This is a genomic window from Adhaeribacter arboris, from assembly GCF_003023845.1.
GTDB classification, from domain to species: Bacteria; Bacteroidota; Bacteroidia; order Cytophagales; family Hymenobacteraceae; genus Adhaeribacter; species Adhaeribacter arboris.
Window position 1 is genome coordinate 6,432,601 of sequence record NZ_PYFT01000001.1, and the last position, 14,157, is coordinate 6,446,757.

At 43.7% G+C, this 14,157-nt stretch carries 6 protein-coding genes; 2 read left to right on the forward strand and 4 right to left on the reverse strand.

Going from position 1 to position 14,157, the window contains the following annotated elements; all coding sequences use genetic code 11:
* Positions 1-5 precede the first annotated feature (5 nt).
* Complete coding sequence (locus AHMF7605_RS26040; RefSeq protein ID WP_106932876.1) at positions 6-3,344, reverse strand: SusC/RagA family TonB-linked outer membrane protein; 3,339 nt, start codon at positions 3,342-3,344, stop codon at positions 6-8.
* Positions 3,345-3,676: 332 nt separating this feature from the next.
* On the opposite strand from AHMF7605_RS26040, the gene AHMF7605_RS26045 reads away from it, so the two are divergent.
* Complete coding sequence (locus tag AHMF7605_RS26045; RefSeq protein ID WP_106932877.1) at positions 3,677-4,201, forward strand: gamma carbonic anhydrase family protein; 525 nt, start codon at positions 3,677-3,679, stop codon at positions 4,199-4,201.
* Between the two features lie 88 nt (positions 4,202-4,289).
* Here AHMF7605_RS26045 and AHMF7605_RS26050 read toward each other — a convergent pair whose 3' ends face one another.
* From AHMF7605_RS26050 to AHMF7605_RS26060, 3 genes are all read right to left on the reverse strand, one after another.
* Positions 4,290-8,810 (reverse strand): T9SS type A sorting domain-containing protein, encoded by a 4,521-nt coding sequence (locus AHMF7605_RS26050; protein ID WP_106932878.1) that lies wholly within the window; start codon positions 8,808-8,810, stop codon positions 4,290-4,292.
* Positions 8,811-9,533: 723 nt separating this feature from the next.
* The gene (locus AHMF7605_RS26055; protein WP_106933627.1) at positions 9,534-11,744 is read right to left on the reverse strand and encodes a protein-disulfide reductase DsbD family protein; all 2,211 of its coding nucleotides are present in this window, start codon (positions 11,742-11,744) and stop codon (positions 9,534-9,536) included.
* 234 nt (positions 11,745-11,978) lie between these two features.
* Positions 11,979-13,310 carry an alkaline phosphatase D family protein gene (locus AHMF7605_RS26060; RefSeq protein WP_106932879.1) on the reverse strand — a complete coding sequence of 444 codons (1,332 nt, stop codon included), beginning with the start codon at positions 13,308-13,310 and terminating at the stop codon, positions 11,979-11,981.
* 185 nt (positions 13,311-13,495) lie between these two features.
* Between AHMF7605_RS26060 and AHMF7605_RS26065 the strand changes: the two genes are divergently transcribed.
* Positions 13,496-14,137, forward strand: a complete 642-nt coding sequence (locus AHMF7605_RS26065) for a DUF2238 domain-containing protein (protein WP_106932880.1) — start codon at positions 13,496-13,498, stop codon at positions 14,135-14,137.
* Positions 14,138-14,157: the final 20 nt, after the last annotated feature.

The following is a 14,157-nucleotide window of genomic DNA, read 5'->3' on the forward strand; positions in this document are numbered from 1 at the left end:
TATCCTTAAAAACTTACATTTAAACCCACCAGGTATTGCTTAGCAATCGGGTAATTACCGCCATCCACGCCAATTTGGCGGTCGTTGCCGGAGGTATAATTCCGCAGGTTCACTTCGGGATCCATACCGGAATATTTAGTGAAGGTAAATACGTTCTGACCTTGCACGTACACCCGCACCGAACCTAAACCGATTTTAGAAACAAGCGGACCCGGTAAAGTATAGGTAAGCTGAATGTTCTTAAAGCGGAAGTAAGAACCGTTTTCGAGGTAATAAGTGGAAGGCAAAATACTTACCTGGTCGCTGGAGGTTAACTGCGGCAGCACAGCATCGGTTTTGCCGGGGCGCCAAGAATCGTATAACATGCGCTTGCTGCGGTTACCCCCAAAAGTTGGGAAATCGGTGAAGTATTTCACCATATTAAAGATCTGGTTGCCTTGTACTCCCTGGCCAAAAACGCTTAAACCAAAGTTTTTATAATTTACATTCAGGTTAATACCATAGGTAAAATCAGGGTGCGGACTGCCGATAATAGATAAATCTTTAGAATCAATTACGCCATCGCCGTTTACATCGCGGTAATGGAACCGACCAGCTTTATTTTGATTTACGCCGAGGTTATTTTTAGGAGCCGCCGCTGCTTCGTCATCGCTCTGGAAAATACCATCGATGGTATAGCCAAAGAAGGAAGATATAGGAAAACCTTGCTGGGTTACCACAATGTTCTGGATCCGTTCATCATTCAGGCCAAAGTACTGCGTATTCGGGTCGCCGGTGGTTTTAATTACCTCGTTCCGGTAGGTACTCAGGTTACCGCCAATGCTGTAAGTTAATTTTCCTTCCGCGGCCTGGCCGTTGTAAGTTAAAGCCGCATCTACCCCGCGGTTGCGCATAGAACCAATATTTTGGAACGGAGTTACCGCTACGCCCGAAGTAAGCGGCGCTTGCACCGGAAAGAGCATGTCGGAGGTAGTACGGGTGTACCAATCAAAGGAAGCATCAATTTTATCGTTTAATAAAGAAAGGTCTACGCCCACGTTCGTAGCCGTGGTGGTTTCCCATTTGGCGTTGGGGTTACCAAATTGCGTTAATTCATAACCGGGTATAGCCGTAGTGCGGGTACCGCCTAAATCGTAAAAAGAAGTAATAGGGTTAGTGGCGTACTGGGTAATAGAGTTGTAATTACCAATTTCCTGGTTACCGGTTTGGCCCCAACCTACCCGTAGTTTCGCCCGGCTTAACCAAGAACCCCAGTTTTCCGCAAAATTTTCTTCGGAGAACACCCAACCCGCGCTGGCCGCCGGAAAATAAGCGGTCCGGAATTGCGGAGCAAAGCGGGAAGAACGGTCCCGGCGAATGGTGGCTTCGAGTAAATATTTATCGGCAAAGGCGTAATTGGCTTTGGCAAACTCCGAGGCTAAGGACCAGTTATAACCACCTCCGTTGTTGGTTTGTACCCCGGTACCGCCGCTCAAATAACGGTTATCTAATTCATCGGAAGCAAAGTTGGTGCGGGATGCATCAAAAAATTCGTAATAATCTTTAATGGCTTCGGTACCAACTAAAAAGTTTAACCGGTGATTTTCGCCCAAGGTAGTGTTATAAGCCAAGGTGTTAAACCAGGTCCAGGTCCATTCGTAGTTGTTAGTGGTTTGTAAGCTGTTAGAACCTCTGGCTTCGGCTGATTCATAATCCCGGAAAGTATAATTCCGGTAATTGTACAAGTTGTAGTCTATCCCAAAACTGGTTTTAGCCGTTAAGTTTTTTAAGATATCCACCTCGGCGTAAGCATTTCCGAATAGGCGAATTTCTTTTTGGTGATTGTCTTTATTGCGGTACAACATACTTACCGGGTTGTTGGAGTTATCCAGGTCGGTACCACGGGTTCCGGCAAAGTTGCCGGCTACATCGTAAACGGGTATAAGCGGTTGAATGCGATAAGCAAAAGAAGTAGGATTATTTTCGAAACCATTAGAACCAGGCTGCACGATGCGGTCGCCAACGGCTACCTGGAAGTTTTCGCCTACGCGAATGCGTTTGTTCACGTTAAACTCGGTATTGGCCCGCAAAGAATAGCGTTTAAAACCAGTATAAAGCATAATACCTTCCTGGTTAAAATAATTCACCGACATGGCATACCGGCCGCTTTCATTGCCGCCGGAAACGCCTAACTGGTGGTTCTGAATGGGAGCCGGATCGAAAATTTCGTCCATCCAATTAGTACCGGTTTTATTGGCTTTGGTAATTAGCCATTTGGTTTTGTTAAAATTAGGATCGTCGATGTTGTTGCTGTAGTTAATGTATTTGCCGCTGGCATCTTGGGCTACCCTAGGATCACCTTCCATGGCGCCGGCTGGAAAAATATAGTCGGGAATTACCGGCTCTGCTCCGTTCCCAAATTGGGCATGAGTTGGATTACCATTATTACCGTTAGCTCTCAATACGTTTATTCGAGATTCCCACACCAGTTGCGCGTATTCCTGGGTATTTAGCAAATCCAAAAACTTACCGGGGCGTTGCGTACCCACGTAAGTATCGTAAGTAAACACGGGCTTACCGGCTTTCCCTTTTTTAGTAGTTACAATTACTACCCCGTTACCGGCCCGGGAACCGTAGATCGAAGCCGCCGAAGCATCTTTCAAAATCTGCATCGACTCAATATCGTTTAGGTTCAAGGTATTTAAATTTCCCTTGGTAGGAACCCCGTCGATAACGTAAAGCGGCGAGTTATCGTTGATGGTACCAAAACCCCGGATACGCACCATTACGCCCCCACCCGGACTATTTTCGTTACCGACCGTTACTCCGGCCACTTTGCCTTGCATGGCTTGCCCCAGGTTAGTAGAAGGAGTAGCTAATAATTGTTTGGCATCGATGGTTGCAACGGCCCCGGTAATGTCTTTTTTGGATTGGGCGGTATAGCCGGTAACTACTACTTCCTGCAGGGCTTTGGTGTCTTCGAGGAGGGTAACATTAACGGAACCTGGCCCGGTAAAGGCTTTTTCCTGGGTAGCAAACCCGATAAAAGAAAATACTATGGTACCGGCTGTTTCCGGAACGGTTAAGGTATACTCACCATTGGGAGCAGTAGTGGCCCCGGTAGAAGTTCCTTTTAATAGTACGGTTACGCCGGGTAGCGGATCGCCGGTAGCGGAGGAAACCCGACCCGAAATAGTCCAAGTAACTGCTTTTTTGATACCGTTACTGTTGGCTGAGGTTAGCCCCGAGGTAGGAGAGAAAATGGAAGCAGCTTTGGCGGTATTACCGACACTGCCGCTTAAGGCGCAGACCAGGATTAAACTGCAAACCTGCTTTTGCCAGTCAGGGGTAAAGGGTTTTTTCATAATGGATTGTTAAAGGTTAGTACTGTATTAAAGCTAAGATTAATTTTTAAATGGACTGGTTATCAAAAAGTTATTTTGAAAAATTTAGAAAACCTTTTATGAAAAGGAAACTTGATTGAAAGTTTTACATGAATGCAGGTATTTAGCCTAAAATATTAATAAAAAGTGCTTCTTTCCTGCTGATTTAATTGAAGTGTATAGCCTGAGAAGAGATTGAAAAAATAGATTATAAATAAGGATACAGGCAAAATAGGAGTCAGCACGTAAGAATAAGCGCAAATAATTGTAGCTTCGCTTTAAATAAATTTTGAACGATTTAAGCGTAAGTAAGCGTGCCACTTCTTTTACCCGTTAAAGATAAATTCCCTGCTTTTGGCGAGAATTGTTTTATTGCCGAAAATGCTACCATTGTGGGTGATGTAGTTTTTGGGGCAGATTGTACTATTTGGTTTAATGCGGTTATAAGGGGCGATGTAAACAGCATCCGGATCGGAAATAAAACGAATATCCAGGATGGAGCCATTATTCATTGTACTTACGAACGAGCGGCAACCGTAATTGGCAATAATGTATCAGTGGGGCATAATGCCATTGTGCACGGCTGTACTATTGAAGACAACGTATTAATTGGCATGGGGGCCATTGTAATGGATAAAGCAGTTGTACAACAAAATTGTATTATAGCCGCCGGAGCAACCGTGCTCGAAAACACCATTTGCGAAGCCGGGTATATTTACGCAGGCACTCCCGCCCGTAAAGTAAAACTGGTTAGTGAAGAGCAAATAGCTAATATGGCCCGTACGGCGAATAATTATGTGATGTACGCCGGCTGGTTTAAGCCCCAAGCATCCAAATAAAATCCGGCCAGGTAATTTCCTGCTTTTTAGCGCCAGAAATTACCTGGCCGGGTTTTGTTTACTCTAATTTTTAAAAACAATAGCCGTATTAACGGGTGAGTATTACTTTCTGATTACTTTGGATATCCTTGGTTTGCAGGCGCAGAATGTAAATACCAGCTGATGCATGATTGCCCTGCCATTGACGCATATAAGTTTGATTAGCGAGGGCTTCTCCTTGAAATAAAGTGGTTACTTCCCGGCCTTGGCTATCGTACACCTTTAAACTAACTTTTTGCGTTTGCGGCACCCTAAAACGGACGGTTACTTCTTGCACAAACGGATTCGGATAGGCTGAGAAGGGTAGGAGTGAAGCGGGGTTCGTAACTTCCTGATTAACGGCCGGCTGCCTGGCAGCTACCAGCGGCGTAATAGTTTTTACCGGAGCTACTTTCACTAACCAGAAATCATTTTCTCCTTGGCTGGGCTGGGCTCGGTCGCCGCTTACGCCCGAACTTGACCGCCCGCCCAGCAAATATCCGCCATCACTGGTCGGCCACACGGCCCGGAGCTCTTCTTCCTGGCTGCCGCCATAGCGTTTGTCCCAGAGCTTATTACCCGCCGCATCAGTTTTAACAATCCAGTAATCACTCGCGCCCTGGCTGGCCTGACTTTTATCCCCACTTTTGCCGGAGAAAGAAGTTCCCCCAAGTACATAACCACCATCTTTATCGGTAATCAACGAACGTAAGGTTTCTTCTCCCGCGCCACCGTAAGTTTTATCCCATTGTTTTTCTCCTAAGTTATTCACTTGCAGCAGCCAGTAATCTTTACTCCCTTGGCTAGCCTGGCTCTTATCCCCGCTTACTCCGGAAGCACTATGGCCGGCTAAAAGGATAGTGTTGAAACTAGGGTTAACTATTGCTAAAAGCTGATCTTGGTTATTACCGCCGTAACGTTTGTCCCAGAGTTTTTTACCTTGGTTATCCGTGCGTAGCAGCCAATAATCACTTCCGCCCTGGTTGCCCTGAGTTTTATCGCCGGAAGCCGATGAGAAGGAAGTGCCGCCCACCAGTAAATCTCCGTTGGCCAAGGCTAATACATCTCCCATATATTCATCGTCTGCTCCCCCGTAGCGGTTATCCCAGCCTATGGCACCGTTAAAACTATAAATTTTTACTAACCAGTAATCTTTACCTCCTTGGCTGTCTTGAGTTTTATCCCCGCTCACCGGCGAATCACTGTATCCGGCTAGTAAATAAGTATCGGAATAGGCATCGGGTAATAATATAATTTTCTGAAGATCTTCGGTGTTGCTACCGCCATAGCTTCGATCCCATTCTTTTTCCCCGCTGCTGCTTATTTTTACTACCCAAATATCCCGGCCTCCTTTATTGGGCGCCGTTTTATTGCCGTTGATTCCCGATTCGGAACTTCCGCCCAGTAAAAAGCCGCCATCTTTAGTGGAGATAATACTTTTCAGGTAATCTTCCCCTGAGCCACCGTATCGTCTATCCCAAAGTTTGGCACCTGCTGCATCCGTTTTCACGACCCAATAGTCGCTCTTCCCGTAACTGCTCTGGCTTTTATCGCCTGATTGACCAGAATTGGAGTAACCGCCGAGCAAATATCCGCCGTCGTTAGTGGGAAGAACCGTGGTTAAGTAATCGGATTGATTCCCTCCGTAACGCAGGTTCCAGGCCGCGAGAGAAGCAGGTGGAAAGGCGCTGATTTTGGTTTCTACTAACCAGAAATCGTAATCGCCTTTACTATTTTCCGTTTTTTCGTAGCCGATATTAGAATTAGAATGGCCCCCGAGTAAATATCCGCCGTTGGGAGTAGCCATAATGGCCGCTAATTGGTCGGATTCGCTGGAACCGAAACTTTTATCCGCTATCTTTTTACCATCTCCATCTATTTCTACGAGCCAGTAATCTTGATTGCCTCTATTTTCTTCGGTCCGGTCAAATCCAATGTTTGACCAGGAATAACCCGCTATTAAATAATGATCATTGGAGGTAGGCAGAATATCGATCGGAATAGAATAGTTTGTTTCACAGGCAAAACAATAAATAGAATTTCCTAAGAAAAAATTACTCCAAACAGAATTTCCTTTAGCGTCGACTTTAAGGGCCCAATAGCCATAGGTTTCAAAACCAGAAATTCCTACCAGTACATAACCGCCATCGGGCGTAGCAACCATTGAGGTAAGTTTATTATAAAAATCCCGGTTGTAGTTTTTATCCCAGAGCTGATTGCCATTACCGTTTATTTTTACCAACCAAAAGTCATTGCCACCTTCATTATTTGTATTTTGCCCGCCTACCAGGTAATTTCCATCGGGCGTAGCAATGAGGGAAGTAAGAATTTCATCGGTTGCTTTACCCAGGGTTTTATCCCAAACTTTATTGCCTTTGCTATCTACCTTTACTACCCAGAAGTCAGTAGGAGTTTGGCCAAATTCATCGGTTTTACCTTGATTTTCTTCGCTTTTATCGCCGCTCTTCCCTGATTTAGAAGTACCTCCCAGTACATAACCGCCATCCGTGGTGGCCACTAAAGTTGAAAGATTGTCATCTAAATTACCGCCAATGGTTTTGTTCCACAGTTTATTGCCATAGGCATCTACTTTTACCAGCCAATAATCATTATTTCCTTTACTAGCCTCACTTTTATCGCCGTTTATACCCGAACTGGAAGTACCACCCAGCAAATAACCGCCGTCCGAAGTAGAAATAATAGTAGCTAGTTTTTCAGTACCTTTGCCGCCGAAAGATTTATCCCAAATTTTCTTTTTGTTCGTATCGGTTTTTACCAGCCAGTAATCGGAAAGTCCTTTATTAGCGGTGCTTTTATCGCCGGAAATACCCGAAAAAGAGGTGCCGCCTATTAAATAACCGCCATCCGGCGTAGCTACCATATCGGCTAAGTTATCGATGCTATTTCCGCCAATGGTTTTATCATTTTGGGGAGTGAGACGTTGTACCCGAAAACTAGCGGTAAATTCAACGGGGCTATAAGTAGTATTACCCGCCTGAGAAGCTTTTACCACCACTATGCCGTAACCGGTAAAGTGCAATTGATTTCCTTTTTGGGTAGCCGGTCCGGAAATAAGTTTGAAAGTAACGGGCAAACCGGAACTTGCTTTAGCCGAAAGAGTAAACGGGGAACTGGTGAGGGCCTTATCGGGGGGGTAAAAGGCAATAGTTTGTACTTTTTTATTTGGTATCTGAAGTTTCACTAACCAATAATCATTAGCCGGATAGAAACCGGAGGTACCACCCAACAGGATATTGCCGTCGGAAGCAGAAGTAATTTGGGAACCACTGGCCACGCTTGTATCCCAAAGTTTTTTTCCTTGGGCATCTATTCTTATAAGCCAAGTATCGCCTATACCTCTTCGTGGACCCACGTCTCCTCCACGGTCCGAATCGGAATTGCCACTCAACAGGTAACCCCCACCTTTTATTGGTAAAATAGAGGTCAGGTTATCTCTTTCATTCCCACCAAAAGTTTTGTCCCATACTTTGTTGCCGGAGGTGCCAATTTTAATTACCCAATAATCGCCTAAAAGATCATCATCGGTAGCATCCCGGCTAGGTTCGCTTTTATCTAAACCCTTAGAAGATTCTGAACGTCCTCCCAGCAGGTAGCCGCCATCCGGGGCCACTGCCAAGGCATTCAAAACATCATCCCGGTTTCCACCGAAAGTTTTATCCCATTGTTTGGTACCCAGGCCCGAAATTTTAACTACCCAATAATCATCGCAGGGAGTACCAAAACCATCGGTACAATCACTTTTTCGAGGTTCGCTCTTATCCCCACTTTTATCCGAGTTAGAACGACCGCCGAGTAAATAGCCTCCATCCGGAGTAGTAATTAAGGAAGAAAGATTATCTGCTTCGCCGCCGCCAAAAGTTTTGTCCCACACCTTGCTGCCATCCGCTTTTAATTTAATCACCCAATAATCATAGCTGCCCTTGTTGTCTTGCGTTTTATCCCCCGATTTTCCGGAATAAGAAAAACCTCCCAAAATATAGCCACCATCATTTGTTAGTTGGAGAGCATATAAATAATCATTCTCATATCCACCCAAGGTTTTATCCCATACTTTTTTGCCGCTGGCATTTAACTTAACGATCCAGTAATCACGGTTAAAATAGGAGCCTTTATTATTTTCGGATTTATCGCCGGATTTCTCGGAGGAAGAGTATCCAGCCAGAATATAGCCTCCGTCACTGGTTTGTTTTATGGCGGTTAAATAATCCGCGTCATTTCCACCAACAGTGGTATTCCAGGCTTTGCTGCCGTCCGGTTTTATTTTAATTACCCAATAATCCGTGGTGCACTTATCCGTATTACATTCTCCCCGGTTGGGTTCAGATTTATCGGCACCGATGCCCGAGGAGGAAGACCCACCCGCTATATAGCCGCCATCGCTGGTTTGCTCCACTATAGTTAATTGATCGCTGTGGTTTCCGCCAAAGGTTTTTTCCCAAAGTTTAATTTGAGCCTGGGAAGAAAGGGTAGTTAAAAGCCCTAGTAATAACGTTATGGCTAGTTGGCAGTAAAAAGAAGAAAAAGTAAAAAGATACCCTCTTTTCGATAAAAGTGATACGGGTGTTTTCATTTTGGAAAATGTTTAAGAAGAAGTACAGCTAGTAGATGAACATCAGAATGAAAACCCGGCGATACCTAGAAAAGGAATAAACCAGGCCACTGGGGCAGGTATAAAGCTACTGCAATAAGCTTTATGTATTAAAGTGAACAAGGGCAATAAGCGCGAATCATGGGTGCAGGGTGTCCAATTGCTCCCTGGTATTATAAGCTTCCGGGAGTAATTAATTTTTGATTGAAAATAGTTTATCCATTATTTAGCAGATTAAGTGATTTAGAGGTATCAATACTATTCTCTTGTACATCCGCTGAATAGATAAATTGTTACCTGGTTCTGCCTGGAATCTTAAAAAGTTCATCTAACCGCAGGAATTGGTTCTGGCAAATACCAGATGATTCTGGATTGAATCGCTCTTGGTGGAACCCGGGAAGGGAGAGTAGGAGATTGTAAAGTGTGTATATTTTATAGATGGAAGAGCTGTTTTGCTGCGGTAAATCAATTTGGATTACTCCGGAAAAAAGTTGATTTAGCGCGATTTTTTTGCCCGTTAGATACTTAACCAAGCCTATGTCATAGAAGAGAGGTAAGTTTTTTAGAACACTAAAATGCTTTAAAAATTAAAAATGTATACCGTTTAATTTTTAGTATCTAATATAAACCTGCGGAAAAAACGAGGTATTTTTAGCTTTTTACAACAACCTAAAATAAGTTTATTTTTGAAGAAATAGGGTACATCTACTTTACTGAACTTTTATACGCAGCAAGACCCGCATCCAGAAAATTTACAAAATCAGCTACGTTTAAGTTATAAGCGGTTGGTTTTATCAAAGGTTTTCCCTCCCGGCCTAAAAGCACATAGAAAGGTTGGGCATTGTTCTGAAAAGCGGTAATTTGAAAATCAGCGTATTTTTTTCCAATTGTTGTTTTTTGTTTTTGATCGTAGGTAGAAGTATACCATTCGGATTGGGGCAATTCGGTTTTATCATCTACGTAGAGAGCCACTACCACATAATCATTTTTCAGTCGACGCAGTACTTCCGGATCCGACCAAACGTTAGCTTCCATCTCGCGGCAGTTTACGCAACCATGACCGGTAAAATCAATAAAAATAGGTTTATTCTGTTGCGCGGCACAGCGCTTGGCCTGCTCTAAGTCAAAATAACCTTGTAACCCGTGCGGTAAATGCAAAAAATCGGCGTATTTAGGCTTTTCGCACAAAGTACTGGCACTTGTATTAGTATTAGCGATGCCCGAAGTGAATAACCGCGATAAATCAAAGTCGTGCGTACTTTGCGGGGGCAGGTAACCGGCCAACGCTTTTAATGGAGCACCAAACATGCCCGGAATTAAGTACACGACAAAACTAAATGCTACTACCGCTAAAAACAGGCGCGGTACACTAACAAAAGGCAGATCGCTGTCGTGCGCAAACTTAAGTTTACCGAGTAAATAAAAACCCAGCAAAGTAAAAAGTACTACCCAAATAGCCAGGTAAATTTCACGATCCAGAATGCCCCAATGGTAAGCCTGGTCGGCCACGCTTAAAAATTTAAGGGCTAAAGCCAGTTCAATAAACCCTAAACAAACTTTTACCGAATTAAGCCAGCCACCCGATTTTGGTAAATTGCGCAGCCACGAAGGGAAAGCTGCAAATAAAGTAAAGGGCAAGGCAAAAGCCAAAGAATAAGCAAACATACCGGCAATAGGTTTTAACGTTTCGCCACCGGCCGAGGCTACCAAAATACTACCCACAATAGGACCGGTGCAGGAAAAAGATACCAGTACCAGCGTAAAAGCCATGAAAAATATTCCGTACCAACCGCCTTTGTCGCTTTGGCTATCCGCCTTATTAACCAACCCACTCGGTAACGTGATTTCGAATAAACCCAAAAAAGATAAGCCGAAAAGCAGAAAAATTAAAAAGAAAATACTGTTGGGGAGCCAATGGGTACTGATAAAATTAGCCGCATCGGGCCCGGCTAGCTTAGAAAAAACTACCCCGATAAAAGAATAAATGACAATAATGGAAATACCGTAAGCCAAGGCTTTCAGAATAGATTCGCCGCGTCCGTTGCTGTTACCCGTAAAGAAAGTTACCGTCATGGGTACCATCGGGAATACACAGGGAGTTAATAAAGCAATTAAACCGGAGCCGAAAGCGAGTAAAATAAATTTCCAGAGGTCAGATAACCCGGTCTCGGGCGTTCTTACGGGTTCTGAAGGCAGGTAAGCCGCCATGGAATTAGAAACAGCGCTATCGGTAGCCTTGGCCAGTTTATTTGCCTTTCGAGCCGAGTCAGCCTGAGCAGAATCAACTCTGGTAATAACATTTTGAAAATCCGGATTATCGGCTAATAAAGTTTCGGGTTCTTCGGTCGGAACCGTAGGTTTACTAATTGGGGTAGTTGCCTGACCAATAACGGGTTTTTGGGCGGGAGTAACGTTAACGGCTCCCAGGTCCTCGCCCGCCACCGGAATAGGTTCCAACGTAAACGAATCATCGAAAGGAATGCACCGCCCATCCACTTCGGTACAAACCTGGTACTCCACCGACCCGGCCAGGCGCAAATCCTTTTGCAAAACTTTAATCCGCTGACGAAACTGGGCCGTTTTAGTAAAGTAGGTTACATCGCCCCCAAAAATTTTGTCGAACTTTTTCTTTGGATTAACCGGTTTAATTTTGCCTACCAGTTGGTAGGAGGGGTGAGGAGTAAAAGTAAACGTAGTTACGGTTGGCCCTACATTGGGGTCGAAATCACTGGAGTACAAATACCAATCCGGATCTATTTTTATGTCGAACACCACCTCTATTTCGTCGCCGGTTTTTGCTTCTTTTTTAGAAAAAGAATACGACCATTTAGCCGGTTTTAAAACTTGCGCAAACAAAGAGTTGGTTACTACAAGTAATAAAGTAAATAAGAATATAGAGCGCTTTAGAAGTATCATTAATGTTTGGTACAAAGTAAGTACTACAAAATAACGTAATTGCCGGCACATAATATAACCCAACGTGCATTTACCTGATAACCTAATTGAATACTTAAAAAGTAAAGCTTGCTAATAATTAGTCAGAACGAATAACAGTTAAACCTGGGAAGAGGTTACAGGATGAAAAAAGTAAAGTAGGGTTAAAAGAGCAAAATCAACTAATTTATTGCTGCCTAGCCAAGCAACGAAATGTTATTTTAAATCATTCGCTCTAATTTGCTGCTGCCAGATTGGCTCAGCATCGGAGCTATAAACCGTAATAGTTAAAAGCCGCTCGGCTGTAGAACCGGATACATTTAAAACCGCAAAGTTGCGCTGGTTGTAAAAAGTACCCGGCAATTGGTTTTTATTAGCCTTGCCATCGCCTTTAGCCGGGCTGGCAGTTAGCGGAGATACGGTTAAATCGTAAAGCGGATAAGTGCCCCGCCGGGTTATTCGGCTTAATTCGGTATGGTGCCGATCGCCATCCAGAAATATTACCCCAGGAATTTTAGCAGCGGTTATTTTAGTTAACAATTGCTGTTTTTCTGCCGGAAAAGTGCTGTAATTTTCAAAAGCATTCACGGTATTTAATACCTGGCCTCCTATACAGACAAATTTAAAATTTGCTTTACTGGAAGTTAAAGCATCTAGTAACCAATCCAGTTGAGTTTTACCTAATAACACCTTGTTTTTGGTGCTGTTGTTGGGGCTCCGGAAATACCGATCATCTAGGAGGAAAAATTGGGCATCGTTCCAGGTAAAGGTGCCGGTTATCCCACCCTGACCGGTAAGGTTGTAATTAGGATTGGCCCAAAAAAGTTTAAAGGTTTCGGTGGTAATATCTTTGTTGGAAAAGCTACGATCAGCGTCGTTAGATCCATAATCGTGGTCATCCCAGATAGCATACTGGTGTACCGAACCCAGCAGCGGCTGCATTTCTGGTACGGAACGCGTATGGGTATACCGGTGAAAAATGCCGGTGCGGGTATTCCAATCGGGCTCCCGCAAATAGGTATTATCGCCGAGCCAAAGCATAAAATCCGGTTTCTGAGTTAAAATAGAGGAAAAAATCTGGTAATCGCCGCCGTAAGCTTCGCCGGGCCGGTCTGCTTCTGGTTCGTTGATGTAATTGCAGGAGCCAATAACAAACCGGAAATTGGGCGCATCTTTGCGGAACTGCCATAATTCTTGCGTCTGAAATTGGAGCGTATAAGGTCGGCTTACTTTTTTATTATTAATGTATAATTCATAGCCATATTGCCGGCCGGGTTGCACTTTGTCGGCTAGTAAATGAGCGGTAAAGGCCAGGCTCTTGCTTGTTTTCACCGAGGTAGTGTTGTATTTAATTTTTGGAGCTGTTTTATCCCAGTACATTATTTTTACCTCCGCTTCGGTGCGGGTCTGTACCCAGAGCATTACTTCTTTCATATCGGCGTAACCTACCATAGGTCCGGCTTGCAACATATTGGTTTGCGCATGAAGGGGGCGCATCCCGATAATACAAAGTAGTAATACCAAGTTATACAGTAGTCTTGCACGCATAAATTATAAAATAATCGGGTAGAATAAGACGGATGGAAGAGGTAATGTGGAGGCGAAAATAAGAATTTTTTAAATTTTAGCTACTTTATTAAGCCGTACTTGACCAATTGTTTAAAAGTATTGTTTTAAAAGTTTGAAACATCCGGCTACTTATCCTAGTTTAAAAGCAAAATATTTGCTTTTTTATGTCGCTCGTTAAAGCCCGTGATTCGCATAAATTGCTTCATGTTCTTCGCAATCCTGTACTAGCCGGAAGTATATTGGTATTTGTTTTAGCTTGGGTATACAGCGGCATTGCCACTACCAATTTGCTTAACTGGTTACTCGAAAACACGCTCACTTTACCCGGAATAGTTGCTTTTGGATTCTTCTATGTTCGTTATTCTTTATCCGACAAGAGTGTTATTTGTGTTTTTTTATTTTTATTACTGCATTTATACGGTAGCCAATATACTTATCAGGAAAACCCCGTGGGTCGGTGGCTACAGGAAACTCTTGCTTTAGAGCGTAATCACTACGACCGGGTAGTCCATTTTAGCTTTGGTTTATTAATGGCTTTACCTATATACGAAATCTGCCGGTACCACTTAAAATCAGCGAGGTGGTTACCTTACCTGATACCTTTGGAACTTACTTTATCGATGAGTGTATTTTTTGAGTTAGTAGAATGGGTTTTTGCTACTATGTTTGTGCAGGAGAAAGCATCGGTCTACCTTGGCATGCAAGGCGATATTTGGGACGCCCAAAAAGATGTAATAGTGGCTTTTGGCGGAGCATTACTGGCCGTGTTATGGATTTGGTTCAGTACCAAAAAAAGCGGGCATTAAAAGCAAAGTTAATTTTAGGT